The following is a 26066-nucleotide window of genomic DNA, read 5'->3' on the forward strand; positions in this document are numbered from 1 at the left end:
TCTCGAATACCAACTGACCGTTCGATCAGTAATCACGAGGCATCCAGTTTCACTTCGCACCCACCCGGGCAGTACCTCTGCCCCAAGCAATGGAGTTTCAATGACCGCAACTTCAACCGTCGATTCAGAGGCCGGCCCGAGCAGCAAGCATGAGGAACGCAAGGTCCTCGCCGGGACCCTGGTCGGCACCACCATCGAGTGGTACGACTTCTTCATCTTCGCCCAGCTGACAGCAACGCTGCTGTCCCCGCTGTTCCTCGCGCCGCTGAACGACTCCAACCCCGGCCTGGCGCAGATCCTGTCCTTCGCGCTGATCGGCATCAGCTTCCTGTTCCGTCCGCTGGGCGCCATCATCGCCGGGCACCTGGGCGACCGGCTCGGCCGCAAGGCCATGCTGGTCTTCACCCTCGTGATGATGGGGGCCGCCACGGCCCTGATCGGCGTGCTGCCGACCTACGCCCAGATCGGCGTCTGGGCCCCGATCCTGCTCATCACCCTGCGCATCATCCAGGGCTTCTCCGCCGGTGGTGAATGGGGCGGCGCCGCCCTGATGGCCGTCGAGCACGCTCCGATGAGCAAGCGGGGCCTGTTTGGCGCCTACCCGCAGATCGGCGTGCCGGTGGGCATGATCCTCGCCACCGGACTGCTCTACTTCCTCAACACCGGCATGTCCAAGGAGGACTTCGCTGCCTGGGGCTGGCGGATGCCGTTCCTGCTCTCGATTGTGCTGATCGTGGTGGGCTACCTGATCCGCCGCGCTGTGGCCGAAAGCCCGGTCTTCAAGGAGATGCAGGACCGCAAAGAGGAAAGCAAGGCCCCGCTGGGCGAGCTGATCCGCAAGCACAAGAAGGCCGTCCTCTACTCGACGATGATCTTCATCGGCAACAACGCGGCCGGCTACCTGCTGATCGCCTTCTTCATCTCCTACGCCACGAAGACGCTGAAGATGCCCACCCCGCAGATCCTGCTGGCCACCACCCTGGCCTCCTTCGGCTGGCTCATCTTCACCCTGGTCGGGGGCTGGCTGTCGGACAAGATCGGCCGGGTCAAGACTTTCCTGATCGGCTACGCAATCGTCTTCGCCTGGATGATCCCGATGTTCGCCCTGATCGACACCAAAGACATCGTCCTCTACGGCGTGGCGCTGTTCGTCCTGACCGTCGGCCTGGGCCTGTCCTACGGCCCGATGTCCGCCATGTACGCCGAGATGTTCCCGGCGAACGTCCGCTACTCGGGCATCTCGATCGGGTACGCCTTCGGTGCCATCCTCGGCGGCGCCTTCGCGGCCACCATCGCTGAGGCCCTGCTGCAGGGCACGCACTGGACCGGGTCCATCGGCATCTACATCATGATCCTCTGCGTCATCTCTGCCGTCGGCGTCGTCCTCGCCAAGGAGACCCGAGGCCTCCCGTTGGGCCTCAGCAAGCACTAAGCAACACGGCAACACGGCAACACGGCAACGCGGCACCACAGCAACGCGGGGTCACCTAGCGCTTGTCCGGAAACTCCGGACCGGCGCGAAAGTGACCCCGCGTTTGCTTGTTAACTACGTTGTGCCCTCAGGGAGGGCCTAGACGGCCAGGAAGCTGATGGCGCCCTGTTTGAAGGCCCGGCTGGTGACCGCGTTGGTGTGGTTCCGGCCGGGCAGGACGAGTTGTTCCACCATCGAGCCGGCCTTGGCACCCAGCGTGGCGAGCTCGGGCATGGACGCGGCGCGCTCGTCCTGCTCCCCGGCCACCAGCAGCATCGGCATCGGCGGGACCGCCTCGGCCGGGTCGAACGGCTCGTCCTTGATCGCCTCGACCAGCGAGAGCAGCGCAAAGATGTTGTTGCTCGGCAGCAGTTGCGCCATCTTCAGCAGACCGGCGGTCGACTCGTCCGTGATCGGGGTGCCGTCGGCCAGATAGCGTTGCGCGGCGACCAGGTCGAAGTCCGCCAGCGGGTCCGCCACGTTGGGGCCGCCCAGGACCAGCCGGTGGACCAGTTCGTGCTGGGTGGCACCGAATTCCCAGGCCAGCCGGGCCCCCAGCGAGTAACCGATCACGTCCAGCCCGCTCGCCGGGTCGCCGGCGCGCAGCGGGCGCGCGCCGGAATCGGACGCGATTTGCAGCAGGTCCGCGCGGATCCGGCTGGGGGAGTAGGAGTCCCGGTCCTCCGGCGCGCCGCTGCGGCCATGGCCGGGCAGGTCCACGGTGATGACGCGGCGGCCGGCCTGGGTGAGGGCGGCGATCCAGCCGGTGTCCTCCCAGTTGAGCTTGGCGGAGGACGAGAAACCATGCAACAGCAGCACCGGGCGCAGGCCGGCGTCGTCCGCGGGATCGTGCACCCCGACATACAGCCGGGGATCGGTGCCCTCGACGGTGTGGGAATGCTGTTCGCCGGTATGCCTGCCGCTCATGGTGTCAGTCCTCATCAAGTACGGCGCTCAGGCGGACCCGGCGCTTCGGTGCCTCTTCCTTCGGGACCGTGCCCACGATGCCGGCGGTGTTGTCCGGCACTTCGAACACGATCAACGGCTCGCCGACATTGATTTTGTCGCCGGGGCCGCCGTGGATACGCACTACCTTACCCGCCTGCGGGCTGGGCAATTCGACGGCCGACTTCGTGGTTTCGACTTCCACGAGGGGCTGGTTGCGTTCCACCTGGTCGCCGGGCGAGACGAGCCATTCCAGCACGGTCGCCTCGATCAGGCCCTCGCCGAGGTCCGGCAGCGGGAAGGAAATTTCAGCCACGTTTGTACTCCAATACTCGCTGGATGCCGAAGAGGATCCGGTCAATGTTCGGGATGTATTCGTCTTCCAGGTCGCCCGAGGGATAGGGGACGTCGAAGCCGGTGACGCGCTCCACCGGCGCCTTGAGCGTGTCGAAGCAGCTCTGCGTGATCAGCTGCGCCACCTCGGCGCCCAGTCCGGACGTCAGCGGCGCCTCGTGGACGACGACGGCGCGGCGCGTCTTCCGCACGGAGGCCGCCAGGCCGGCGGCGTCGATCGGCTTGAGCCAACGCAGGTCAAGCACCTCGATGTCGATGCCGTCCTCGGCGGCGAGCTCTGCCACCTGCAGGCAGCGGGCCACCATGGCGCCCCAGGCGACGAGGGTGAGGTGCCTGCCTTCGCGCATGACCTTGCTGCCTTCGGGGGCGCCGCCGGCCGGATCGGCGGAGCCCGGATCGACGTCGCCTTTCTGCCAGTAGCGGGACTTCGGCTCCATGAAGATGACCGGGTCCGGGCGGGTGGCGGCGAACTTGAGCAGGTGGTACGCCTCGTGCGGGTTCGACGGCGACACCACTTTAAGGCCCGGCACGTGGGCGAAAAGCGCCTCGAGGCTCTCACCGTGGTGTTCGGGGGCGCGGATGCCGCCGAAACTGGGCACGCGCAGGGTAATGGGCATTGGCAGAGCGCCGCGGCTGCGGTAGTTCATCCGGGCGATCTGGCAGATGATCTGGTTGATGGCCGGGTAGGCGAAGCCGTCGAACTGGACTTCGGGGATGGGGTGGAACCCTGCCATGGCCAGTCCCACGGACATGCCAAGGATGCCGGATTCCGCCAGCGGGGTGTCGAAGACCCGCTGCGCGCCGTGCTTGGCCTGCAGCCCGTCGGTGATCCGGAAGACACCGCCGAGCCGGCCGCAGTCCTCGCCGAAGATGACAGCCTTGGGGTTGTCGGCGAGCACTTCGTCGAGGGCCCGGTTGAGCGCCTGCTGCATGGACATCACGGTGACGGAGGCGGGGGCGTCCACGCTGGCGCCCTCAAGAATAGAGTTAGACATGTTCGGACTCCTCGCGCCAGTTGGCGGCCTGGGCCTGCAGGGCAGGGGTGGTTTCCTGGAAGACAAGGTCAAACATTTCCGCTCCCGGTCGGGAGCCGAGGGCCTGGATGCCGGCCCGGATGTGTTCCTCTTCGGCCTGGGCGGCGGCGAGGGCCTCGGCGAAGAAGGCCTCGTCCGCGGTCCCGTCCGCCAGCAGCCGCCGCCGGAGGCGCTCCAGCGGATCTTCGCCGGCATCCTCGCGCTCCCCATCGAGCGTGCGGTAGCGGCCGGGGTCATCGGAGGTCGAGTGCGGGCCGCGGCGGTAGGTCATGGCCTCGATCAGCACCGGGCCGTTACCTGCCCGGGCGTGCGCGAAGGCGCGGCGGGTGGCGTCCACGACGGCGACGACGTCGTTCCCGTCGATCTGCAGCGCCGGCATGCCGTAGCCGGCGGCACGGGCGGCAACCGAGCCGCCGGCCACCTGGCGTTCGGTGGGCACCGAGATGGCCCAGCCGTTGTTCTGCACGAAGAAGACCACCGGGGCGTTCATCACGGCGGCGAAGTTCATCGCCTCGTGGACATCGCCCTGCGAGGAGGCGCCATCGCCGAAGTACGTCAGGGCGACGCCGTCCTTTTGTTCCAGGGTCTGGCCGTGCGCCCAGCCCACCGCGTGCAGCACGGATCCGGCGACGACGGCCTGGATCGGGGCGAGCCTGGACTTGAGCGGATCGTAGAGGCCGCCGTGCCAGGTGGCCTTGTGCGTTGCCATGTAGCCCACCATGTCCACGCCCATGGTCCGGGCGACGCCCATTTCCCGGTAGGTGGGGAAGACAAAGTCCCGGGTGGTGTCCACGGCGTAGCCGCTGCCCACCTGTGCCGCCTCCTGCCCGAGTTCCGGGGCATAGCCGGGGATGATGCCCTGCCGTTGCCAGGCGATCGCGGAGCGGTCGAGGTGCCGGACCGCGACCATCAGCGAGTACAGTTCGCGGAGCTGGGCGGGGGTGAGTGCCCCGGCGTCGTCGTCGGGGACGGTAAGGGGGAGTGTGTCCATGACTGTGACCTTAGACACCCAAGCGGCGGTAGGCAATCAGCTCAAGGATCAGTAATCAGGCTGCGCAATTGCCTACACTCCATCGCCCTGCAGGGTGACAATCTGTACATCACCTGGCGTTGGTGGCGCCGCCCAACTGACTCGCAGTTGTGGTCGTTTTGAGCCCTGAAAACGGCAACAACTGCGAGCTACTTGGGCCCGGCGGCGTCGGCAGGGCGGCGGGAGCGCGTGAGGCGCGCGCCGGTCCAGCAGGCGGCGGCGATGCCGGCGATCAGCGCCAGGGTGCCGAAGAGCTGCTTGCTGCTCTCCGGGCTGCTGAAGCCGACGGCGAAGATCAGCGCCAGAAGCACCAGGCCGAATATGGTCAGCCCGGGGAAGCCCCGCATCCGCAACGGCAGGGGAGTGCCGTCGCGGTCGGCACGGCGGCGGAGGATCAGCTGGGACACCAATGCCGAGCCCCACACCACCAGGCAGGTTGAACCGACCAGCTGGAAGAGCGCCGGCAGCACGCGGTCCGGGAAAAGCACTTCCAGCACGGCGGCCAGGAAGCCGAAGGCCACCGAGACGCCGACGGCGACCACGGGAACCCGCGCCACGTTCAGCTTCGAGAGGATCCGGGGGGCCTCGCCGCGCACGGACAGGGAATAGACCATCCGCGAAGCGCCGTAGAGGTTCGCGTTCAGCGCCGAAAGCAGGGCGACGACGGCGACCAGGGTGATGGCGGTGCCCGCCCCCGGAATCCGGGCCGCGTCCAGGACGCCGGCGAACGGAGACTTGAGCGCCGCCGACGTCGACGGCAGGATCGCGGCAATGACGAACACGGAGCCGATGTAGAACACCAGGATCCGCCAGACGACAGTGCGGATGGCCAGGCCCACGCTGTGTTCCGGGTTTTCGGTCTCGGCGGCGGCCACGCTGACGATTTCGGTGCCGCCGAAGGCGAAGATCACCACGAAGAGCGCGGTGGCGATGCCGCCCAGGCCAGCCGGGGCGAAGTTCGACGTAAAATTGGCCAGCCCGGGGGAGGCGACGTCGGGGAGCCAGCCGAGCAGCAGCGCGACGCCGACGGCCAGGAACAGCAGGATGGCGGCGACCTTGAGAATGGCGAACCAGAATTCGAACTCACCGAAGTTTTTCACCCCGGCCAGGTTGATGGCCGTGAAGGCGGCCATGAAGATCAGCGACAGCCCCCAGACCGGGATCACTGGCCAGACGGTGAACAGCAGCGCAGAGGCGCCGAGGGCTTCGGCCGCGATGACCACCACCAGCTGCAACCACCAGAGCCAGCCCACGGTGGCGCCCGCCGTCTTTCCCATGGCCTTTTGTGCGTACACGGAGAACGCGCCGCTGTTCGGGTTGGCGGCGGCCATCTCGCCGAGGGCCCACATGACCAGGATGATCAGGGTTCCGGCGACCAGGTAGGAGATCAGGACGGCCGGGCCAGCCGCCTGGATGCCAGCCCCCGATCCGAGGAACAGGCCGGCACCGATGGCGCTGCCGAGTCCCATCATGGTGAGCTGGCGGGGCTTCATGCTGTGGCCGAGTTTCAGGGCCGGGCGCTCCGCGGCGGACTTCGTTGTCATGCTGGCGAACCTTCTTAGCTGGTGGCGGCGTCCTTTTGGGACCTTACGAATTTACCGCCCCCGGAGGGCAGCTCGGCACCGGCGGCGTGAGAGCATGGTGGCAGTTTGTAGAACCGTTGGCGCAAATCGCGGCGATTTGTGCCGTGAAACCCCGATGACAAGGAAATAACGTGGATGTCGATCCGCTGGACGCGAAGATTGTCCGATTCTTCACGGATTCCCCGCGGGCCTCCGTCCTGGAGGCGTCCCGGGTGCTGAAGGTGGCCCGCGCCACCGTGCAGTCACGGCTGGACCGGATGCAGGACAGCGGCGTCATCGGTTCCTGGGTCCCGCAGCCGGACCCGGCCCACTTCGGCTATCCGGTGGTGGCGTTCTGCTCGCTGACCATCAACCAGGACCTCGGGCACGACGCCGTCGTCGAGGCGCTCGCGCGGATCCCGGAACTGATCGAGATCCACACGGTCTCCGGGAGTTCGGACCTGATGGCACGCATTGCGGCGCGCTCCAACTCTGATCTGCAGCGCGTGCTGGACGCCATGATCGCAACGAAGACGGTGTTGCGTTCCTCGTCGGTGATCGTGCTGAACACCCACTTCCAGGGCCGGACGCTGCCGCTGCTGGAAGCCGCCGCCGCCAGCAAGTGAGAGGCCGGGCAGTGGGCCGGCCGTGGCCCGCGAACTAGAGCACGCTGAGGTTCCCGGGAAGGCCGGAGCGGCCGGTGAGCAGGAGCAGCAGGTCCCCGGCCGCGGGCAGGTACGCGCCGATTGCCGCCGCGAGTTCCAGCGACGCCGCCACCGCGGGGCCCAGTGCCGCCGGTGCCGGGCGTTCCAGCGCGCGGGCCAGATCCAGGGTGTGCACGGCCAGTTCGAAGGTCCGCGTCGGCAGGTAGTCGACCAGGCGCATCGTTCCCGCGGGCGAGGCCACGGCCGCGTCATCCGGGGTATCGCGGACCAGCGTGGTGACCTGCTCTACCAGGTCCTTCACGGCGGCGGCCGGCTCAGCTCCCAGCGCCTCGCCCGTCTCCCGGCCCCGCCGGGCGATCACGTCCGGGTCCATCGAGCTGCGGACGGCCAGGAAGTAGGCCACCGGGCCGTCAACGTAGACCCCGGTGGCGGGTGCGGAGAGGTAGGTCCCCACCGTGCTCAGCGCCCGGCTGGCGTGCCCGGTGAGCCCGCGCACGTCCCAGTCGCCCAGCCCCGGCTTCGACCAGGCGGCGTCCGGCACCTGTTCCACCAGTTCCAGGAAGGCACGTGCGGCCTCGAGATAGCAGGTCCTGATTGTTTCGCTGTCCTTTGCTCCGTCCATGCCGCCGATTAATACAGCAGCGGCCCGCGGCTTTCAACCGTGGGCCTTCCGGCGGAAATTGCGCGCGGCGGGTGAAATATTTCCCTTCCGGCCGATCGGGTCGTAGAATTAGTTCTAGTCAATTTGACTATAACTAGTCCGGCGGTACGGCCGGAACCGTCCGGGCGGTCCGCAAAGGCCGGTCCGGACCCCGGAACGCGGGGGTCGATCACCGTCTACACCTCACCAGGCAACGTCTCGGAGCGCCAGCTCGCGCCGCCGTCGTTGGCTATTTCCACCGTGATCTTCGCGTTGCGCCCGAGCGAAAGTTCCGGCCGCCCTACGCTGTGGATCCCGCTGGTGCGCCGGATCCGGGAGCCCTTCAAAAGTCTGTGGGCCCTCCCCGGCGGCCCGCTGACACACTCGGAGTCGCTGCAGGACGCCGCTTCCAGAAACCTGCGCGAGACCACCGGACTGGCCCCGAGCTACCTTGAGCAGCTCTACGCCTTCGGCGGCCTGCACCGCTCACCCACCCAGCGCGTGGTGTCGATCGTCTACTGGGCGCTCGTCCAGCCCACCGAGGCCGCGCTCGCCGACGAATCCGAAAACGTCCGCTGGTTCCGGGCCGACCGGCTCGGCGAACTGGCCTTCGACCACAAAGCGATCATCGACTACGCGCTCTGGCGGCTGCGGAACAAGATGGCCTACGGCTCGATCGCCTACCACCTGCTAGGCGAGTACTTCACGCTCGCGCAGGTCCGGGAAGTCTACGAGGCGGTCCTGGACCGTGAGCTTGACCCGGCCAACTTCCGGCGCCAGATCAAGGCCGCCCCGGAAATCGAAGAAACCGACGACTACCTTCAGGGCGGCAAGCACCGCCCTCCCCGCCTCTACCGCTTTACCGGCCGGCCCGGCCTCGATCCAGATAACAGGAGCACACCATGAGCAGCGTCAACACGGCGATCCAGCTGATTACGCGCGAGCAGGCCGACAGCGGCGCCAACGGCAGGGCAACAGCTTCCACCTGTAGCCCGGCCCTGGTCCGCGGCCCCTGGGACTTCGATGCCGACGAGGCCCGGGCCGGCGTCCCCGGGTACGGTCCCGGCGCGTCCATGGCGGACATCGCGCCGACGTCGACCCCCAGGCAGGGCCAGCTCCCGGAGGAATACCGCGTGGCTGGCGACGCCGAACTGGACGCCCGGATCCGGGCCGCCAAAGCGGCGCTGGGCGACCGGGCCGTCATCCTGGGCCACTTCTACCAGCGTGATGAGGTGGTCGAATATGCCGACTTCGTGGGCGACTCCTTCCAGCTCGCCAACGCCGCACTGACCCGGCCGGACGCCGAGGCCATCATCTTCTGCGGCGTGCACTTCATGGCCGAAACCGCGGACATCCTCTCCCGTCCGGAACAGGCCGTGATCTTGCCCAACCTCGCCGCGGGCTGCTCTATGGCGGACATGGCGGACATCGACTCGGTCACCGAATGCTGGGAACAGTTGGCGGAGCTGTTCGGCACGGAGCCCGACGCCGACGGCCGGGTTCCGGTCATTCCGGTCACCTACATGAACTCCTCGGCCGCGCTCAAAGGTTTCTGCGGCGAGCAAGGCGGCATTGTCTGCACCTCCTCGAACGCCGCCACCGTGCTGGAGTGGGCCTTCGAGCGGGGTCAGCGCGTGCTGTTCTTCCCGGACCAGCACCTGGGCCGCAACACCGCCAAGGCCATGGGGGTGCCGCTGGAACAGATGTCCATGTGGAACCCGCGCAAGGACTTCGGCGGCAACAAGGAGCAGACCCTGCAGGACTCCCGCGTGATCCTCTGGCACGGCTTCTGCTCGGTGCACAAGCGCTTCAACGTGGCCCAGATCGAAAAGGCCCGCGCCGAGTTCCCCGGCGTCCAGGTGATCGTGCACCCCGAGTGCCCCATGGAGGTGGTGGACGCCGCCGATTCCGCCGGATCCACCGACTTCATCCGGAAAGCCATTGCCGCCGCCGCCGAGCCCACCACCTTCGCTGTCGGTACGGAGATCAACCTGGTCAACCGTCTGGCGGCGGAATACCCACAGCACACCATCTTCTGCCTGGACCCCGTGATCTGCCCCTGCTCCACGATGTACCGCATCCACCCCGGCTACCTGGCCTGGGTGCTGGAGGCACTGGTGCGCGGCGAGGTGGTCAACCGCATCACGGTGGCGAACGACGTCGCGGCACCCGCCCGCGTCGCACTGGAACGCATGCTGGCGGCCCGGCCGTGACCAGGCGCCTCGTCGTCGTCGGCAGCGGGATCGCCGGGCTGTACGCGGCGCTGCTCGCCGCCGAGGCTGCTCCCGCCGCCGAGGTGGTCCTGTTGACCAAGGGAACACTCGAGGAGAGCAACACGTTCTACGCCCAGGGCGGGGTGTCCGCAGTGCTGTCGCCCGGGGAGGCCGCCCCGGGCGACTCCGTGGCGGCGCACATCGCGGACACCCTCGCCGCCGGGGCCGGGCACAACAACCCCGAAGCGGTGCGCACCCTGTGTACCGAGGCCGTCCGGGACATTGCCGGGCTGCGCCGCTTCGGCGTGCGCTTCGATGTCGGGGCCGACGGCGAACCCGCGCTCGGACTCGAAGCCGCGCATTCCGCGGCCCGCATCCTGCACGCCGGCGGCGACGCGACCGGTGCCTGCATTTCGCGCGGGCTGGTCGCCGCGGTGCTCGACCGCGCCGGCCAGGGCAGGCTGCGGGTCGAGACGGGCGCCTTCGTGACCGAACTCCTGACCGGAAACCGCAACCCCTCCTCCCGCGCCACTTCGGGCGCCGTCACGGGCGTCGCCTACCTCGCCGGCGGAGAACTGAACCACCTGGACGCCGACGCCGTGCTGCTCGCCACCGGCGGGGCCGGACGGCTGTTTGCGCGCACCAGCAACCCCTCGGTCGCGACCGCCGACGGCCTTGCCCTGGCCTGGCGCGCCGGGGCAGCCGTCCGCGACCTGGAGTTCTTCCAGTTCCACCCCACCACGCTCGCCGCGGCCGAAGTGCCCGGCGGGCCGCCCGCGCTGCTGATCTCCGAGGCGGTCCGCGGCGAGGGCGCCTTGCTGCTGGACGCCGCCGGCCACCGGTTCATGCCCGGCTACCACCCGGACGCGGAGCTGGCCCCGCGCGACGTCGTCTCCCGCAGCATCGCGCTGCATCTGGCGGCTGCCGGGCTACCGGCGGACAGTCCCGTCTACCTTGACGCCCGCGGCATCGAAACGCGCCGGGGGACAGGCTTCCTCGCCCGGCGGTTCCCGACCATCACCGCACGGACGCGCGCCGCCGGCTACGACTGGACCGCCGAACCGCTGCCGGTGTCCCCGGCCGCGCACTACTGGATGGGCGGGGTCGCCACGGATTTGAGCGGACGGACCTCGGTGCCGGGGCTCTACGCAGCGGGGGAGGTTGCGTGCACCGGCGTCCAGGGGGCCAACCGGCTGGCCAGCAATTCGCTGCTCGAAGGGTTGGTTTTCGGGCGGCGGGCGGTGGAAAACTTTATCGCTGGCCAATCGAGCTGGGCGTCGTTCGACGCCGTTCCTCCGCGTGCTGCCTCGGCCGCGGGCGGCCTCACCTTGACGCACGCTTCCGGAACGCCGTCGAATGACGGTGGGCAGTCGGCCCTGGGCGGTGCCCGGGAATATTCCCCCGCCGGTTCGCCCGAGGTTGTTATGAAGTCTGTGCCTGGGCCCGGGTCGTTCAGCAGGGATGCGCTGGGGCGGTTGATGACTACGCATGCTGGGGTGCTGCGCTCCGAGCATGAACTCCATGCTGCAGCCGCCCAGCTTGCGGAGTGGGCCGCCGTCGTCCGGCCGGAGACCGTTAGGGACGCGGGGGATCCTCGGGTGCACGAGGATCGGAACTTGCTGCTGGCCGCTCGGCTGCTCGTGGAGGCCGCCCGGGCCCGCACCGGCTCGCTCGGCGCCCACTACCGGGCCGACCCAGCCGCCGGCGTCACTGCCTCTTCCGGCGCCACAGTCCAGGGAGTGCTCGCCGCCCCGGCCCGCTCCACCCCGCAGCCTGGAGCGTATAGCCACCGGCTTGCCAGCTCCTCCCGTCCGAAACAAAGGATTCCGTCATGACAGCCACTGCCTCAGCCCGCCCCGCCGCCCCGCCGGTAGAGGCCCTCGCCGGAACGCTTCCCGCGGCCGCCGTCGACGCCGTGCTCCGGGCCGCCCTGCTCGAGGACGTGCCATACGGCGACATCACCTCGCAGACGCTCATCCCGGCCGGAGCCCGCGCCACGGCGGTGCTGGCGGCCCGGGTGCCGGGCGTATTCAGCGGCGGCGACGTCTTTGCCGCGGCGATGAAGCTGGCGGACCCGGCCGCCGCCGTCGAACTCCTCGTGGCCGACGGCGAATCGTTCGACGCCGGCACTGCGCTGGCCCGGGTGACCGGCAACGCCCGCGGGGTGCTGCTGGCGGAACGGGTGGCGCTGAACCTGGTCCAGCGGATGAGCGCGATCGCGTCCCGGACCGCGGAGTTCGTCGCGCTGGTGGCCGGCACCCGCGCACGGATCACCGACACTCGGAAGACGACCCCGGGGCTGCGGGTGCTGGAACGCTACGCGGTCCGCTGCGGCGGCGGAGCGAACCACCGCTTCAGCCTCTCCGACGCAGTCCTCGCCAAGGACAACCACCTCGCGGTGCTCACCGGGGGAGACCCGACGCAGCTCACCGGGGTGCTGCGCGATGCCAAGGCGCGGTTGGGGCACACCACCCACTTCGAGGTGGAGGTGGACAGCATGGAGCAGATTGAACCTGTACTCGCCGCCGGCGTGGACACCATCATGCTGGACAACTTCTCATTGATCGAACTCGCCGACGGGGTCGAACTGGTTGCCGGGCGGGCCCGCGTCGAAGCCAGCGGCAACGTCAACCTCGCCACCGTGGCCGGCATCGCCGCCACCGGCGTGGACGTCATCTCGGTCGGCGCCCTGACTCACAGCGTCACCGCCCTGGACCTGGGACTCGACGTCGAGCTGGACCCGGTCGGCGGACCCTGGCCGGCGCCCCGCACCCGGCCGGCTGCGGGGACGCCGTGATCTTCCTGGACGCCGCCGCGACCACTCCGGTCCGGCGGGAGGTACTGGAAGCCATGTGGCCGTACCTGAGCGGGGAGTTCGGCAACCCGTCAAGCCACCATTCGCTGGGCGACGCGGCCGCCACGGCGCTCGCAGCGGCCCGGGAGACGACGGCGAAGACGCTCGGCTGCCGCCCCGGCGAGATCGTCTTCACCTCCGGCGGCACGGAAGCGGACAACCTCGCGGTAAAGGGCATCGCCCTGGCCCGGCGCGCCGCCGACCCCCGTCTGGACCGCGTGGCGATCAGCGCCGTCGAACATCCCGCGGTGGAGGAGTCGGCGCGGTACCTTGAACGCGTCCATGGCTTCGCCGTCGACGTGATCCCGGTGGACCGCTACGGGCAGGTCACCGAGGAGGCGCTCGCGGCCGCGCTCCGGCCGGACACCGCGCTGGCCAGCGTCATGTACGCCAACAACGAGGTGGGCACCGTCCAGCCGGTGGCCCGGCTGGCGGCGCTGGCCCGCGGACACGGTGTCCCGCTGCACAGCGACGCCGTGCAGGCCGCAGGCTGGCTGTCCCTCGACGTGCGGGAGCTGGGCGTGGACGCGCTGAGTATTTCCGGCCACAAGCTCGGCGCCCCCAAGGGCTGCGGGGCGCTGTTCGTGCGCGGCCGGACCCGGCTGGAACCCCTGATCCACGGCGGCGGACAGGAACGCGGCCGCCGCTCCGGCACCGAAAACGTCGCCGGCGCGGTGGCGCTGGCGACGGCGCTGACCCTCGCCGGGACGGCGCAGCGGGAGGCCTCGGTCCGGGTCGCAGCCCTGCGTGACGAGTTCATCGCCGCAGTCCTGGCCGGGGTGCCCGGGGCATTCCTCACGGGCCATCCGGGCGAGCGGCTGCCCTCGGTCGCTTCGTTTTGCTTCCCGGGAACCAGCGGCGAGTCGGTGCTGTTGGGGCTCGAACGGCAGGGCATCATTTGCTCCAGCGGCTCGGCCTGCGCCGCTGGCTCGGACGAGCCCTCCCCGGTGCTGCTGGCGATGGGGATCGGCGCCGAGGTGGCCCAGACCGCGGTACGGTTCAGCTTCGATGCAGCCGTCACGGGCGCCGAGCTAACCGAAGCGGCAGCCGCGGTGCGCACCGCCGTCGGCAGCGTCCGCGCCCTGGGCCCAACTGGGTCGCACTAGCTGGCGTTTTGGGCCCCGAAAACGCCAACAACTGCGAGTTACCTGGGGGACAGGGACGGTACCCGGGCGCCGGGAGTTAGCGGTGCCGGGCGCGGCGGAAGATCCAGTGCCGCAGCATGGTGAAGCGCACGGCAGTGGCCAAGAAACCGGACAGCGTGGTGGTCCAGAGCTCGGCGGCAACCGTCGCGTCCGGATTGATCCAGTGCAGGATGCCCAGGCTGCCGCCGGTGATCAGCAGCGCGACGGCGATCACGATCAGGCCGTTGAGGTGGTCGCGTTTCATCCGGTGCCGCTCGGTGATCTTGAACGTCAGTCGCCGGTTCAGGGCGGTGTTCATCAGCGAGGTCAGGATCAGCGCCGCCGCGTTGGCCGGCTGGGGGCCGATCCATGGCCGGAGGAACGCGAAGAGCGCCAGCGAAGTCACGGTACAGATGACGCCGACGCCGGTGAACCGGAGGAGCTGCCGCGCCACCGGATAACGGAGGATGCCGCGGGGCCGGCGGCGCGTCGAAACAGCCGGGGCGGCCGGCGTCGCACGCGGAAGCAGGCGCGGCGGCGCGTCTTGTAGCGGTGGCTCCATCCGGCTAGTACAGCTCTCCGACCGGGATGTCCACGGCGAGTCGGTTCGACGGGCCGGCCAGGGGACAGGCCCACGCCTCGTTGTAGGCGCAGGAGGGGCTGTAGGCGAAGTTGAAGTCCAGCACGAACTCGGCGTCCGGCCCGGAACCGGCAACGCCGTGGAAGGCGCCCTTGATGGTGTCCAGCAGATAGCGGCCCGCACCGTAGCTGCCGCCGGGCTGCCCGGCGGTCGCGTCGCGGAACGGTACGAAGATGCCGCCGCCGTAACCGTTCAGCTTCCAGACCGCCAACTGCCCCATTTCCGGCAGGTCGAAGGTGCCTAGGCGGACAAAGCGGACGACGCCGTCGGTGCCGGTCTCGACGTTCATCTCCCGGCCAGCGCCCTCCTTGGTGATGGGGACGTGGAAACGGTAGATCGGGTCGTAGTCGGCGGTCTTGAGGCCGCCGAAGTGTGTCTTCGCGTCTTCGGTCAGCGGCGAGGCGGGATGCGTGCCGAACATCCGGTCCCGCTCGTGCCGCCAGTAGGAGTGGGCTTCGGCCGGGCTGTCCGTGGCGATCTTCCGCACCGTGGCGTAGAGCGCAAAGGTCCGGAGCCGCCAGTCCGCGATGTCGACGGCCGACATCCCCGCCACGCCGTCCGGGCCCTCAGGGTCCGCTGCCTCCAAATGCTGTTCCGCCATTCCACCAGCCTAGCCTTGTTTGGCCTGCCGACCGGCGGGGCCGTCCCCGCGGACCACCGTCGACGACCGTAGACTTTCGCGCATGCACACCACCGCCCCCGCCGGGTCAGCCGGCCGCGCCGCCGCCTCGCTGGCCGAACTTGTCCGGTTCCGCACCGTATCTTCCCGGATTGCCGCCGAGGTGGACACCGCGGAATTTGAGCAGTTCCTGGTGGCGCTGTCCCGACTCTACCCGGCCGTCCACGGCGCACTCGAAGTGGAACGCGTCAATGGGCTGGCCCTGCTGTTCCGGTGGCCCGGTGCAGCCGGCGGGCCCGGTACTGCCAGCACCCCGGGCTGGACCGGGGCTGCCGCCGCCGGGGGCCGCCCGGTGGTGCTCATGGCGCACTACGACGTCGTGCCGGCCGGCGACGAGCAGACGTGGACCCATCCCCCTTTTGCCGGCCACAGTGACGGGACGCACTTGTGGGGCCGCGGCACGCTGGACGACAAGGGCCAGCTGGTCGCGATCCTGGAGGCCGCGGAGGCGCTGCTTGGCGCGGGGTTCACCCCCGCGCGAGACATCTACTTCTCGTTCGGCAACAACGAGGAAACCGCCGGCGACAGCGCCGCGGCCGCCGCGGGGCTCCTTGCCGGGCGGGGAGTGCGGCCATGGTTCGTGCTGGACGAAGGCGGCGCCGTCGCCGGTGGGGCGTTCCCCGGTGTGAGCCGGCCGGCCGCCGTCGTGGGCGTGGCTGAAAAGGGAATCCTGGACGTGGAGCTGCTGACCCGGGATTCCGGCGGACACGCCTCGACGCCGCCCCGGATGGGGGCGACCGCGCGGCTGGCCCGGGCGATCACGCGGATCGAGCGCAGCCCCTTCCCGCAGCGCCTCCCGGACGTCACCGCGGAGATGCTCCGGCGCTTCGCCCCGTACGCCCCGGCCCCGCTGCGGATTGCCTTCGCGAACCTCGCCCTGCTCCGGGTCCCGATGACCTGGCTTTTCGGGCGGCTGGGGAACGAAACCAACGCGATGACCCGCACCACCGTGGCCGTCACCACCCTGGAGGGTAGCGCCGGCGCCAACGTGCTGGCCGCAACGGCCAAGGCGAACGCCAACATCCGGGTCGCCGTGGGGGACACCGTGGCCGGCACCGTGGAGCGGCTGCGGAAGGTCATCGGCGACCCGAAGGTGGAACTGCGGGTGGTGGAGGGCAACGAGCCCACGCCGGTCTCAGCCTTCGCCGGGCCGCAGTGGCAGCTGCTGGAGGACAGCATCGCCGCGACGTTCCCGGAGGCGATCATCACGCCCTACATCATGATGGGCGGCACCGATTCGCGCCGCTTCACCGGCATCTGCGACTCGGTCTACCGGTTCGCGCCGTTCGCCATGGACGCCGCGGACCGTGGCTCCATCCACGCCGTCGACGAAAAGATCTCACTGGAGACCCTGGGCCGCGGCGTCCGCTTCTACGAAACGCTGCTCCGGAAACTCTGAACGGACCGGRCCCCCGGCTACGCTGGCACCATGACTGGGACGGCTATTTCCCGTGGAATCCGGCTTGCCGCCGCGCTCGCGCTCGCAGCCACGGTGCTCGCCGGCTGCAGCAGCGACGGCAAGGGCACCCCGGCGTGGACTGCGGGAACGCCGCAGGGCAGCACGACGGCGGACCCGTCGGCGGGCGCCGCCTCGCCGGGTGCCGCCTCGCCGGGTGCCGCCTCGCCGGGTGCATCCGGCGTCGCTTCCGACGGCGCCAGTGGCGGGGCCACGGCGAGTGCGACGGCGGGAGCAACAGCCGCGGCCTGGAAGACGTTTACGGACCCCGGAAAGAGTGTCAGCTTCGACCTGCCGCAGGATTGGATTGCCCAGTCGGTCACACCGGCGCAGGGCACGCTGCCGGGGGCGCTCCGGATCGAGGTGAAGGACGCCGAGGGCCGGTACCTGGCCGCCCTGCAGACCGGCCTCACGCCGCAGCCGGCCGGTGCGTGCGCCGCCGATGCCGCGAAGCCCTACGTGGTGGTCAGCAGCGTTCCGGTGGAACTGCCGCACCGCGGCGGGGACGGAACCATCGACCCGCACGTAGTGTTCCGCGTGATCCAGGGCTACAAGTATTTCGGCTCCTACGGCATCACCAATGTGGTCGGCGGCGCAGACGGAAAGTCCTGCGCCCTGCAGAACCTCGTGCGCGGCCCCGAGGGGAAGGGCGACTATTCCTTCGGCGACCTGGCCGAGCTCAAGGCCTTCGCCGCGGACCAGAAAGTTGCCCCCGCCAAGGCTTTTGACACGTTGGCTCAGGCGGACAAATACGTGAACGACGGCTCGGAATTTGCCAACGTCCAGCGGATGCTAATGTCGCTGAAGATCAAAAACTAGTCCCTCCGGAGATTCATGGAACGCATCGTGTCCGCACGCCTGGCCTTCAAGACCGTGGCCGACACCAAGGTCGCCATGGCCGTGGCCGTCGCCCGCAATCCCGGCTACAGCGGATTCGAGGAATCGCTCTCCGTCACGGCGGCCGGCGAGGACGTGCCCCTGACCGAACTCTCGGACCACCACGGCGGACGGTTCCACTACATGGAGTTCGCCGAGCCCACCGAGGTCCTGGTTGTATATGGCGCCACCGTCACCGGCCGCGCGGCTCCGGAGGAACCCGGGCTGATGGAGCTCGTCCGTTACGTCCGGCCCAGCCGTTACGCGGAATCCGACCGGCTGCTCCCGACGGCGTACGCCGAGTTCGGCGGGCTGCAGGGCGCCGAACTGCTGCACGCCGTGCGCGACTGGGTCTTCAGTGAACTGCGCTACATCAGCGGGTCATCCCGCGGGACCGACGGCGCCGTCGAGACGCTGCTGCACCGGCGCGGCGTCTGCCGGGACTTCGCCCACCTGGCGATTGCACTGCTGCGTTCCAAAAACGTTCCGGCACGGCTGGCAGCCGTCTACGCGCCCGGGTTGAGCCCGATGGACTTCCACGCCGTGGCCGAAGCGCACGTCAACGGCACCTGGCACGTGATCGACCCGACCGGACTGGCGCCCCGGGAGAGCATGCTCCGGATCACGGCCGGTAGGGACTCCTCCGACACGGCGTTCCTGTCCACCGTGGGCGGCAGCCTCTCGCTCCGGGAACTCCAGGTCACCGCCACCGTCACCGGCGAGCTGCCGGTTGAGGACCCGTCCGTGCTCGCCGCTATCGGCTAGCGTCCCAGGACCGAGGCCCGAAGCTTCTCCGTCAGCCGGAGCAGCTCGCGCTGTTCCTCGGCTGTCAGCGCCGGAGCCACCAACGACGCGATATCACGGACGTGCTCGCGGCCGATCTGCTTCTGCAGGTCCTGGCCGGCCTCGGTGAGCCGGACCAGGACGCCGCGGCCGTCGTCGGGGGCTGGCATCCGTTGCACCAGGCCCCGCTTTTCGAGCCGCTCCACCAGCCGGCTCAGGCTCGATTGGCTCAGCAGCACATGGTCGTTCAGTTCGTTTTGCCGGAGCCAGCCGGACGGGCAGCCGGAGAGCGTGAACAGCACGTCGTACTCGTTGAGGGCGAGCGCCTTGAACGCGGGGCCGGCCTGCAGCCGGCGCATCACGGCGACCTGCGCCCGGAACAGCGACTCCCAGGTTTGGGCCGCCAGCCGCACCGGGGAGGCCGGTACGGCCGGCGCTTCGGCCGGCACCGGCGCGGCTGCCCCGGCCGTAGCCGCGGCCGCTTTGGCAGACATCAGGCTTCCTGCGGGGCCGCTTCACGGGCGGCCAGCGAGGCTGCCACGCGTCCGGCGTGCGTCGGCGGTTCCGGCACGTGGGCCGGGGTCTTCTCGGCGTATTCCTTGCGGAGCACCGGCAGGACTTCCTCGCCGAACAGGTCCAGCTGCTCCAGCACGGTCTTCAGCGGCAGGCCGGCGTGGTCGATCAGGAAGAGCTGGCGCTGGTAGTCGCCGAAGTACTCGCGGAACGTCAGGGTCTTCTCGATGACTTCCTGCGGGCTCCCGACCGTCAGCGGGGTCTGCGACGTGAAGTCCTCGAGCGAGGGGCCGTGGCCGTAGACGGGGGCGTTGTCGAAGTACGGGCGGAACTCCTTGACGGCGTCCTGCGAGTTCTTGCTCATGTAGAACTGTCCGCCGAGGCCCACGATAGCCTGGTCTGCCTTGCCGTGGCCGTAGTGCTCGTAGCGTTCGCGGTAGAGACCGATCAGCTGCTGGTAGTGCTCCTTGGGCCAGAAAATGTTGTTGGCGAAGAAGCCGTCGCCGTAGTACGCGGCCACTTCGGCGATCTGCGGCGTGCGGATGGAGCCGTGCCAGACAAAGGGGGCGACGCCGTCGAGCGGGCGCGGCGTGGAGGTGAAGTTCTGCAGCGGGGTGCGGAACTTGCCGGACCAGTTGACCGTGTCCTCGTCCCAGAGCCGGCGCAGCAGGCTGTAGTTCTCGATCGCGAGCTCCACACCGTCCTGGATGTTCTTGCCGAACCAGGGGTAGACCGGGGCGGTGTTGCCGCGGCCCAGGACCAGGTCCACCCGGCCGTCGGCGAGGTGCTGGAGCATCGCGAAGTCCTCGGCGATCTTCACCGGGTCATTGGTGGTGATCAGCGTGGTGGCGGTGGAGAGGATGATCCGCTCCGTCTGGGCCGCGATGTAGCCCAGCGTGGTGGTCGGGGAGGAGGAGAAGAACGGCCGGTTGTGGTGCTCGCCGATGGCGTAGACATCCATGCCGATCTCTTCGACCTTCTTGGCGATCGCCACCGAGGCTTTGATGCGCTCGTTTTCCGTCGGGGTGCGGCCCGTGGTGGGGTCGGTGGTGATGTCGCTGACGCTGAATACGCCGATCTGCATGGTATTCCTTTCCGGTCCGGAGTCTTCCGGTTGCTGCTTCCAGTGTAGACGATTTATATGCATTTGCATCTATTGTCTTCTATAACGTCCGCCACGCCGGGATATTCCACGTCCTGCGGGGAGCCGTGCGGGCCGGGCCCTAGGATGCAATCAATCGGCTGGCCGCCCGGTGCCAAGCCCGCCCGGAAGGCCGCCATGCGCCGCGTCGTCGCGTTTCTCTGTCTGGTCGAACTGACCAGCGGAATCCTGCAGGGCTACTACACACCCATCCTGACCGACATTGCCCGGCACCTTGGGATCCACGACGGCGACGTCAACTGGTTCGAGGCCGCCCAGCTGACGGTCAGCGCCCTGGCCGTGCCGGTTCTCGCGAAGCTTGGCGACCTTTACGGCCACCGCCGGATCCTGCTCGTCTCCACCGTGCTTACCGCCGCCGCGTCCTGGGGCGTGGCGCTGGCACCGGATTTTTGGACGTTCCTCGCTGCGTGGTCGCTGCAGGGGTTCTATGTGGTCTGGCTCCCGCTGGAAATCGCCCTCATCTTCAGCCGCGTACACGGATTGCCCGACGGCGCCGCCCGCACCCGCCGCGCAGCCGGCATCTTGGTCGGGGCCCTGGAATTCGGAGTCATTGCGGGCGCCCTCGCGGCCGGAGCCCTGGTGGAAGTGTTCGCCGGGCAGCTGCAGCTGGTGCTGATGCTGCCGGCCCTGGCCGCGACCGCCTGCTGGTTCGCCATCCGCTTCGGCGTGCCGGAGTCCATCGGGCGCAGCGGCGCCCGGGTGGACACCCGCGGCTTCGCACTGCTTGCTCTCGGGCTCCTGCTGGTCACCTCGGGGCTGACCTTCCTGCGGCTCAACGGCCCCGGCGCCTGGTGGGTCTGGGCGCTGGTCGCGGCCGGGCTGCTGGTCTTCATTCCCTTCGTCCGCGTCGAGCTCGGCCGCGAGGACCCGCTGGTGGACATCCGGATGCTGCGGTCCAAGTCCATGTGGCCGGTGCAGCTGACCGCAGGCCTGTTCGGGGTCTCCGTGCTGGGCGCCCAGGCCCCGCTCTCCACCTTCGCCCGGACCGATCCCGCGCTGCATGGCTACGGCCTGGGGCTGCGCGCGGGCCAGGTCTCGATCATCATCGGCGTGTACGTGCTGGCACTGCTGGTCGGGGCGTTGCTGTACCCCGTGGTGACGCGGCGCCTGACGCCGCGCTGGACGCTCGTCGGCGCCGCCGCGCTCGTGGGGCTGGGCTACCTGCTCTTCCTGCCCCTGCATTCCAGCCTGGTCGAGGCGCTGGTGAACATGGCGGTGGCCGGCGTCGGCTCCGGGGCGCTGGTGGCGGCGCTGCCTTCCGCGGCGGCGGCGGCGGCCCCGCTGAACCGGACGGCGATGGCAACGGGCCTGACGAACACCACCAAGACCATCGGCGGCGCGTTCGCTTCCGCGGTGTTCGGCATCGCGTTGCTCAGCCACGTCCTGGGCGACGCGGGGGCTGCCGCCTTCGACGCCGGGCAGACCGCCGCACCGCTGGCCGGCTACCTCACGGTGTGGACCATCTGCGGCGTCACCGGCCTGGCGGCTGCGGCAGCGCTGGTCCTGGTTCCCCGGCTGGCCTTCTCCGACCCGCCCCCGGCAGCCGCCGCGGCCCCGGTCCCAGGCGTACCCGTCGCAACCCCCGGCTCCGCCCCGCCCGGGCCCAACTAGCTCGCAATAGGTGTCGCTTTGGGTCCTCAAAACGCCAATTGCTGCGACCCAGTTGACAGAATTCAGCGCTGAGCCCAACCGCGGGCCTGCAGGGCGGCGCGGACCTTCGCCACCGCGGAGCGGGCGTCGTTGGCCATGTGGCGTTTGGATATCCGGACCAGCGTCCAGCCCGCACGGTCGAAGTCTTCCTCACGGGCGATGTCACGGACCACCTGGCCGGCCTCGGAGTGCCCGTCGCCTTCATACTCAACTGCCACGAGAAAGTCCGGGTAGGCCAGGTCGGGTTGACGGACGACGCCGGCGCGCAGTTCCGTGCGCCGGTTCACCCCGGGCTCGGGCAGCCCCGCGCGCGCCAGCGCCAGCCTGAGCCGGGTTTCCGGGGCGGAGTCGGCGCCAATGCGGGCCTGTTCCAAGGCCAGCCGGGCCTTCCGGATGCCGGGCGTTCCCTTGTGCCGGTCCAGCATCTCGGCCAGCTCGGCGATGCTGGCGTGGGGATCGCTGCGTCCCTCCAGTTCGGGGCGCGGGACCCGGACCAGGTGGTCGGCCACCACCGTGAGTTCATCCACCCCCATGAGCCGGGCGACATCGAGCCAGGTCCTGGTCCTCGTGGTGACCAGGAGGCCGCCGATGCTCGTGATCTCGTCGGCGAAGAACTGGCCGACATGCCCGATCACGCCCGTCCGCCGGGGGATGGCCATGGTGTCAGGGCGGGACAGGTGTATTTCCGGGCCGTCCGAGCCGGGCAAGAAGCCGGGCATTTCCCAGAACCGGAACGCTGTGGCGTGTGACGCCGCGGAGAACTCCGTGACCCGGGTGAATGGTCGGACCATCGGAGCCAGCGCCGGGGCAGATACGATACCGACCGGGATCCGGATGCCGCGGCTCGGTGACACCAGGCCGCGGTGCCGCAGCCGGCGGTAGCTGGCCCCGGCGTCGAGCGCCTCGAGGACGGTGAATGGGGCGCCGGCCACCGGGTCGGGCAGGGGTTGCGGGGTCTTCATGGCCCCATCGTGGCAAACTCTGACGCGCCCATGGGGTTATCCACAGGCCAGGAGTCCACCATCCCAACTAGCTCGCAGTAGTTGTCCTTTTGAGCGCTCAAAACGACAACTACTGCGAGCTAGTTGGGGGAGCGGGGTCGGCGTTAGCTGCGGAGCGCCGCGGCCTCGTCCGGTTCGTCGGCCTCGTCGGGGTCGCTTTCGCGCGGGCGGTCGTGGGCTTCGTTCGGGGCGGCGGCCGTGCCAGCAGGAGCGGGCTGGGCCCGGCGGCCGTGGGCGGGCTTGTTGCCGCTGGCCTTCTGGAGCGCCCGGCGTTCGCGGCGGCCCTCCACCAGCCGGTACAGCACCGGCACCAGGACCAGGGTCAGGGCGGTGGAGGAGATGAGCCCGCCGATCACCACAATGGCCAGTGGCTGCGAGATGAACCCGCCGCCGCCGGTGAGGCCCAGCGCCATCGGGGTCAGCGCGAACACCGTGGCCAGCGCGGTCATCAGGATCGGCCGCAGACGCTGTCGTGCGCCGTGCGTGATCGCCTCTGCCACGTTCATGCCCGGCTCACCGTTGCGTGGCTGGCGGTACTGGTTGATCAGGTCGATCAGCACAATCGCGTTGGTCACCACGATGCCCACCAGCATCAGCATCCCGATCAGGGAGGGCAATCCCAGCGGAACACCCGTCACCAGCAGGAGGGCGATGGCGCCGGTGGCTGCGAAGGGGATTGAGACCAGCAGGATCAGCGGCTGCACGAGCGACTTGAACGCGGCGACCATGATGACGTACACAATCGCGATGGCGGCCAGCAGGGCCAGTCCCAGCTGGCCGAAGGACTCGGACTGTTGCGTGGTGGCTCCGCCGATCTCCGCGGTGACGCCCGGCGGCAGCTGGACCGACTTGAGCCGTGCCTGCACCTCGGTGCTGACTGCGCCGAGGTTGCCGCCCGACGGCGTGACGGAGACTCGTGCGGTCCGCTGGCCGTTGCTGGCCGTGATGGAGACCGGAACGTCCAGCTGTTCCACCGAGGCGATCGAGGACAGCGGAACGGGCCCGCGCGCCGTCGGCAGCGGGAGGGCGCGGACGGCGTCGATGCTGGTGAAGCGGGTGCCTTCGCCGATCCGGACCGGGAAATCACTGGTGCCGATACGGACGGTACCGCCCGGGACAGGACTGATGGTGGAGGCCAGCACGCCCGCCACCTGCTGCTCGTTCAGGCCGGCCGCGACGGCCTTGGCACGGTCCACTTTGACCTGGACCACGGGCTGGCTCGCCGCCAGGTTGGTGCTGACCTCGGAGGAACCGGGAACGCCGTCCATGGCCTTAACCATGGCGTCGCTGGCGGTCTGGAGGTCGGCGGACGTGGCCGCCTTGAGGGTGATGTCCACGGTCGACGTCGTGCCGAAGCCGCCTTGCTGCGAGCCGACGGTGATCTTGCCGGCGTCGCCGATCTTGGCAAGTTCGCCGCGCACGGTGTCCTGCAGCTTGCCCTGGTCCGTCTTATCGTCGGTGACCACGGTAAAGCTGGAATTCGCTGCCCCGGCGGACAGCAGCGCGGAGAAGCCGGACTGGGCGTTGCCGGTGGTGACCTGGACGTCCTTGATTCCGTCGATGCCGCGCAGCACGTTCTCGACCTTGATGGCGGCGGCACTGCCCTCGGACAGGCTAGTGCCGGCCGGGAGGGCCTGCTTGACCGTCATGCTGTTCTCGCCGGAGCGGCCCAGGAGGTCGGTGGCGAGCAGCGGGGTCATCGCGGCCGTCCCGCCAAGGACCAGGACGGCAGCGATCAAGGTGATTAGGGGGTGCCGCTGGGTCTTGGTGAGGATCGGGAGGTAGCCGCGCTGCAGGAGGCCGCGCTGCTCGGCCTCGTGCGCTTTTGCCGCGGTTTCCCGGGCGGAGGCTTCGGAGACGTAAGCGCCGGCCTTGTCCGCCGGTGTCCGCAGGAACCAGTACGCCAGCACCGGGACGATGGTCAGGGACACCAGCAGCGAGGACACCAAAGCGATGGTGACGGTGAGCGCGAAGGGCCGGAACAGCTCGCCGGCCAGCCCGGCCACGAATGCAATCGGCAGGAAAACCGCCACCGTGGTGAGCGTGGACGCAGTAATCGCGCCGGCGACCTCCCGGATGGCGGTCAGGATGGCGGTGATCTTGGTCTCGCCGTAACTGAGGTGCCGCTTGATGTTCTCAATCACCACGATCGAGTCGTCCACCACGCGGCCGATCGCAATGGTCAGCGCGCCGAGGGTGAGGATGTTCAGCGAGTAGCCGGTCGCGGAGAGTCCGATGAAGGTGATCAGCAGGGACAGCGGGATGGACACCGCCGTGACCAAAGTGGAGCGGACCGAGAGCAGGAACACCAGGATGACGGCGACGGCGAAGCCAAGGCCCAGCAGGCCCTCAGTGGTGAGGTCCTTGATGGACTTCTCGATGAACGGCGCCTGGTCGAACACCGGGGTGAATTTGGCGTTGGAGCCCAGCTCGGCTTCGAGCTGCGGAATGGCATCCTTGACCGCGTGGGAGATGGCCACCGTGTCGCCCTCGGGCTTCTTGGTGACGGACACGGCCAGGGTTTCCTTGCCGTTGGTCCGGGTGATCGAGGTGCGGGCGTCCTCGGCAATGCTGACATCCGCGACGCTGCCGATGGTCGCGGCATTGCGGGCGCCCCCCAGCGGCAGGGACTTCACGGCGTCGAGGGAATCCACCGGGCTGCCGACCTGCAACGAGAGCGTCTTGCCTTGCTCCTCGATGCTGCCGGCCGGCACCAGCGAGCCGTTGTTCTTCAGCGCGTCGGAAATGGACTGGATGCTCACCCCGGAGGCGGCCATCGCGTCGGGCCGGGGCAGGATCTGGATGTGCTCGGTCGCGCCGCCGGTGACGTCGGCGCCGCGCACGCCGTCGAGCTTCTGCAGCCGCGGGACGCTCAGCCGCGCGAGGTCCGTGTTGAGCTCGCTCAAGGGCTTGTCCGAGGACACCGCGAGGTAGACGATCGGGAAGTCGCTGATGCTGCCGGCGATCGCCTGCGGCTGGACGTCCTTGGGCAGCGCCTGCTTCGCGTTGGAGATGGCGCGGTCAATCTGGTTCCGGGCGCGGTCCAGGTTGGAGCCGTAGGTAAACGCGAGGGTGATCTGCGAGACGCCATTGCGCGACGTCGACGACGTCGACTCCAGCCCCTCGACGCCGTTGAGCGCCGTTTCCAGCGGGGCGCTGATTTGCTTGTCCACCACTTCCGGCGAGGCACCGGGCATCGAGGTGATGACCGTGATCTGCGGGAACTCGATGGACGGGATGAGTTCCTGTTTGAGTGAGGACATCGTGATCACGCCGAAGACCGACGCGAAGACGGTGATCAGCGCGATCAGCGCCCGGTTTGCTAGCGAGAGCTGGGCGAGCCGGAACATCTCATGGTCTCCTGGTGGGTCGACGGACGTACGTCAAAGTCAAACGATCAAAACGTGCCGCACA

At 69.2% G+C, this 26066-nt stretch carries 23 protein-coding genes; 11 read left to right on the forward strand and 12 right to left on the reverse strand.

Features of this window, described 5'->3' with window-relative positions; translation table 11 throughout:
* Positions 1-100: 100 nt before the first annotated feature.
* Complete coding sequence (locus AC1DGI_RS01740; protein WP_441401375.1) at positions 101-1432, forward strand: MFS transporter; 1332 nt, start codon at positions 101-103, stop codon at positions 1430-1432.
* 138 nt (positions 1433-1570) lie between these two features.
* On the opposite strand, the gene AC1DGI_RS01745 is transcribed toward AC1DGI_RS01740, so the two are convergent.
* The 5 genes from AC1DGI_RS01745 to AC1DGI_RS01765 all read right to left on the reverse strand — a co-directional run bounded on the left by AC1DGI_RS01745 (position 1571) and on the right by AC1DGI_RS01765 (position 6378).
* Complete coding sequence (locus AC1DGI_RS01745; RefSeq protein WP_441401377.1) at positions 1571-2398, reverse strand: alpha/beta fold hydrolase; 828 nt, start codon at positions 2396-2398, stop codon at positions 1571-1573.
* A gap of 4 nt (positions 2399-2402) precedes the next feature.
* Positions 2403-2732: a biotin/lipoyl-containing protein gene (locus tag AC1DGI_RS01750; protein ID WP_043482513.1), complete on the reverse strand. Its 330-nt coding sequence runs from the start codon at positions 2730-2732 to the stop codon at positions 2403-2405.
* Positions 2725-3765, reverse strand: a complete 1041-nt coding sequence (locus AC1DGI_RS01755) for an alpha-ketoacid dehydrogenase subunit beta (RefSeq protein ID WP_441401379.1) — start codon at positions 3763-3765, stop codon at positions 2725-2727. The genes AC1DGI_RS01750 and AC1DGI_RS01755 overlap by 8 nt, the downstream gene beginning before the upstream one ends.
* On the reverse strand, positions 3758-4795 hold the full coding sequence (locus AC1DGI_RS01760) for a thiamine pyrophosphate-dependent enzyme (RefSeq protein WP_476897536.1): 1038 nt from the start codon (positions 4793-4795) through the stop codon (positions 3758-3760). The genes AC1DGI_RS01755 and AC1DGI_RS01760 overlap by 8 nt, the downstream gene beginning before the upstream one ends.
* Positions 4796-4983: 188 nt before the next feature.
* Positions 4984-6378: an amino acid permease gene (locus tag AC1DGI_RS01765; RefSeq protein WP_476897537.1), complete on the reverse strand. Its 1395-nt coding sequence runs from the start codon at positions 6376-6378 to the stop codon at positions 4984-4986.
* A gap of 170 nt (positions 6379-6548) precedes the next feature.
* Here AC1DGI_RS01765 and AC1DGI_RS01770 point away from each other — a divergent pair, with 170 nt between their 5' ends.
* Positions 6549-7022, forward strand: coding sequence for an Lrp/AsnC family transcriptional regulator (locus tag AC1DGI_RS01770; RefSeq protein ID WP_476897538.1), 474 nt, complete (start codon positions 6549-6551; stop codon positions 7020-7022).
* Between the two features lie 34 nt (positions 7023-7056).
* On the opposite strand, the gene AC1DGI_RS01775 is transcribed toward AC1DGI_RS01770, so the two are convergent.
* Complete coding sequence (locus tag AC1DGI_RS01775) at positions 7057-7683, reverse strand: maleylpyruvate isomerase family mycothiol-dependent enzyme (RefSeq protein WP_476897539.1); 627 nt, start codon at positions 7681-7683, stop codon at positions 7057-7059.
* A 207-nt stretch (positions 7684-7890) separates the two neighbouring features.
* Here AC1DGI_RS01775 and AC1DGI_RS01780 point away from each other — a divergent pair, with 207 nt between their 5' ends.
* The 5 genes from AC1DGI_RS01780 to AC1DGI_RS01800 are packed head-to-tail and all read left to right on the forward strand — an operon-like array spanning position 7891 to position 13874.
* On the forward strand, positions 7891-8607 hold the full coding sequence (locus tag AC1DGI_RS01780; protein ID WP_476897759.1) for an NUDIX hydrolase: 717 nt from the start codon (positions 7891-7893) through the stop codon (positions 8605-8607).
* The gene (nadA, locus tag AC1DGI_RS01785) at positions 8604-9914 is read left to right on the forward strand and encodes a quinolinate synthase NadA (protein ID WP_476897540.1); all 1311 of its coding nucleotides are present in this window, start codon (positions 8604-8606) and stop codon (positions 9912-9914) included. Before AC1DGI_RS01780 ends, nadA begins: the two co-directional genes overlap by 4 nt.
* The gene (locus AC1DGI_RS01790) at positions 9911-11749 is read left to right on the forward strand and encodes an L-aspartate oxidase (protein ID WP_476897541.1); all 1839 of its coding nucleotides are present in this window, start codon (positions 9911-9913) and stop codon (positions 11747-11749) included. Before nadA ends, AC1DGI_RS01790 begins: the two co-directional genes overlap by 4 nt.
* A complete protein-coding gene (gene nadC, locus AC1DGI_RS01795) occupies positions 11746-12711 on the forward strand; it encodes a carboxylating nicotinate-nucleotide diphosphorylase (RefSeq protein WP_476897542.1) in 966 nt (321 codons plus the stop codon). The genes AC1DGI_RS01790 and nadC overlap by 4 nt, the downstream gene beginning before the upstream one ends.
* Entirely contained in the window at positions 12708-13874 is a 1167-nt protein-coding gene (locus AC1DGI_RS01800; RefSeq protein ID WP_476897543.1) for a cysteine desulfurase family protein, read from the forward strand. The genes nadC and AC1DGI_RS01800 overlap by 4 nt, the downstream gene beginning before the upstream one ends.
* Before the next feature lie 76 nt (positions 13875-13950).
* On the opposite strand, the gene AC1DGI_RS01805 is transcribed toward AC1DGI_RS01800, so the two are convergent.
* Positions 13951-14454: a GtrA family protein gene (locus AC1DGI_RS01805; protein WP_441402363.1), complete on the reverse strand. Its 504-nt coding sequence runs from the start codon at positions 14452-14454 to the stop codon at positions 13951-13953.
* Positions 14455-14458: 4 nt separating this feature from the next.
* Positions 14459-15133 (reverse strand): DUF1684 domain-containing protein, encoded by a 675-nt coding sequence (locus tag AC1DGI_RS01810; protein ID WP_476897544.1) that lies wholly within the window; start codon positions 15131-15133, stop codon positions 14459-14461.
* Between the two features lie 82 nt (positions 15134-15215).
* Between AC1DGI_RS01810 and AC1DGI_RS01815 the strand changes: the two genes are divergently transcribed.
* The 3 genes from AC1DGI_RS01815 to AC1DGI_RS01825 are packed head-to-tail and all read left to right on the forward strand — an operon-like array spanning position 15216 to position 18308.
* Positions 15216-16610, forward strand: a complete 1395-nt coding sequence (locus tag AC1DGI_RS01815; RefSeq protein ID WP_476897545.1) for a M20/M25/M40 family metallo-hydrolase — start codon at positions 15216-15218, stop codon at positions 16608-16610.
* Between the two features lie 30 nt (positions 16611-16640).
* On the forward strand, positions 16641-17486 hold the full coding sequence (locus AC1DGI_RS01820; protein WP_476897546.1) for a hypothetical protein: 846 nt from the start codon (positions 16641-16643) through the stop codon (positions 17484-17486).
* A gap of 15 nt (positions 17487-17501) precedes the next feature.
* Positions 17502-18308 carry a transglutaminase-like domain-containing protein gene (locus AC1DGI_RS01825; protein WP_476897547.1) on the forward strand — a complete coding sequence of 269 codons (807 nt, stop codon included), beginning with the start codon at positions 17502-17504 and terminating at the stop codon, positions 18306-18308.
* Here AC1DGI_RS01825 and AC1DGI_RS01830 read toward each other — a convergent pair.
* Together AC1DGI_RS01830 and AC1DGI_RS01835 are read right to left on the reverse strand one after the other, a co-directional pair.
* Positions 18305-18820 (reverse strand): MarR family winged helix-turn-helix transcriptional regulator, encoded by a 516-nt coding sequence (locus tag AC1DGI_RS01830; RefSeq protein ID WP_441402916.1) that lies wholly within the window; start codon positions 18818-18820, stop codon positions 18305-18307. The two genes, AC1DGI_RS01825 and AC1DGI_RS01830, sit on opposite strands and share 4 nt — an antisense overlap.
* Positions 18820-19923: an LLM class flavin-dependent oxidoreductase gene (locus tag AC1DGI_RS01835; protein ID WP_441402917.1), complete on the reverse strand. Its 1104-nt coding sequence runs from the start codon at positions 19921-19923 to the stop codon at positions 18820-18822. The genes AC1DGI_RS01830 and AC1DGI_RS01835 overlap by 1 nt, the downstream gene beginning before the upstream one ends.
* Positions 19924-20067: 144 nt before the next feature.
* Between AC1DGI_RS01835 and AC1DGI_RS01840 the strand changes: the two genes are divergently transcribed.
* Positions 20068-21612: an MFS transporter gene (locus AC1DGI_RS01840; protein WP_476897548.1), complete on the forward strand. Its 1545-nt coding sequence runs from the start codon at positions 20068-20070 to the stop codon at positions 21610-21612.
* Positions 21613-21674: 62 nt separating this feature from the next.
* Here the strand turns inward: AC1DGI_RS01840 and AC1DGI_RS01845 are convergent, their stop codons facing one another.
* On the reverse strand, positions 21675-22613 hold the full coding sequence (locus AC1DGI_RS01845) for an endonuclease domain-containing protein (protein ID WP_476897549.1): 939 nt from the start codon (positions 22611-22613) through the stop codon (positions 21675-21677).
* Between the two features lie 143 nt (positions 22614-22756).
* Complete coding sequence (locus AC1DGI_RS01850; protein ID WP_476897550.1) at positions 22757-26002, reverse strand: efflux RND transporter permease subunit; 3246 nt, start codon at positions 26000-26002, stop codon at positions 22757-22759.
* Positions 26003-26066 lie beyond the last annotated feature (64 nt).

This window comes from Arthrobacter sp. 05N428_2, assembly GCF_056397065.1.

Bases quoted from the DNA above. Each gene is read 5' to 3' on its own strand.
- AC1DGI_RS01740 (WP_441401375.1), top strand. From the start codon at position 101: ATGACCGCAACTTCAACCGTCGATTCAGAGGCCGGCCCGAGCAGCAAG.
- AC1DGI_RS01745 (WP_441401377.1), bottom strand. From the start codon at position 2,398: ATGAGCGGCAGGCATACCGGCGAACAGCATTCCCACACCGTCGAGGGC.
- AC1DGI_RS01755 (WP_441401379.1), bottom strand. From the start codon at position 3,765: ATGTCTAACTCTATTCTTGAGGGCGCCAGCGTGGACGCCCCCGCCTCC.
- AC1DGI_RS01760 (WP_476897536.1), bottom strand. From the start codon at position 4,795: ATGGACACACTCCCCCTTACCGTCCCCGACGACGACGCCGGGGCACTC.
- AC1DGI_RS01765 (WP_476897537.1), bottom strand. From the start codon at position 6,378: ATGACAACGAAGTCCGCCGCGGAGCGCCCGGCCCTGAAACTCGGCCAC.
- AC1DGI_RS01775 (WP_476897539.1), bottom strand. From the start codon at position 7,683: ATGGACGGAGCAAAGGACAGCGAAACAATCAGGACCTGCTATCTCGAG.
- nadA (WP_476897540.1), top strand. From the start codon at position 8,604: ATGAGCAGCGTCAACACGGCGATCCAGCTGATTACGCGCGAGCAGGCC.
- nadC (WP_476897542.1), top strand. From the start codon at position 11,746: ATGACAGCCACTGCCTCAGCCCGCCCCGCCGCCCCGCCGGTAGAGGCC.
- AC1DGI_RS01805 (WP_441402363.1), bottom strand. From the start codon at position 14,454: ATGGAGCCACCGCTACAAGACGCGCCGCCGCGCCTGCTTCCGCGTGCG.
- AC1DGI_RS01810 (WP_476897544.1), bottom strand. From the start codon at position 15,133: ATGGCGGAACAGCATTTGGAGGCAGCGGACCCTGAGGGCCCGGACGGC.
- AC1DGI_RS01815 (WP_476897545.1), top strand. From the start codon at position 15,216: ATGCACACCACCGCCCCCGCCGGGTCAGCCGGCCGCGCCGCCGCCTCG.
- AC1DGI_RS01820 (WP_476897546.1), top strand. From the start codon at position 16,641: ATGACTGGGACGGCTATTTCCCGTGGAATCCGGCTTGCCGCCGCGCTC.
- AC1DGI_RS01825 (WP_476897547.1), top strand. From the start codon at position 17,502: ATGGAACGCATCGTGTCCGCACGCCTGGCCTTCAAGACCGTGGCCGAC.
- AC1DGI_RS01830 (WP_441402916.1), bottom strand. From the start codon at position 18,820: ATGTCTGCCAAAGCGGCCGCGGCTACGGCCGGGGCAGCCGCGCCGGTG.
- AC1DGI_RS01835 (WP_441402917.1), bottom strand. From the start codon at position 19,923: ATGCAGATCGGCGTATTCAGCGTCAGCGACATCACCACCGACCCCACC.
- AC1DGI_RS01840 (WP_476897548.1), top strand. From the start codon at position 20,068: ATGCAATCAATCGGCTGGCCGCCCGGTGCCAAGCCCGCCCGGAAGGCC.
- AC1DGI_RS01845 (WP_476897549.1), bottom strand. From the start codon at position 22,613: ATGAAGACCCCGCAACCCCTGCCCGACCCGGTGGCCGGCGCCCCATTC.
- AC1DGI_RS01850 (WP_476897550.1), bottom strand. From the start codon at position 26,002: ATGTTCCGGCTCGCCCAGCTCTCGCTAGCAAACCGGGCGCTGATCGCG.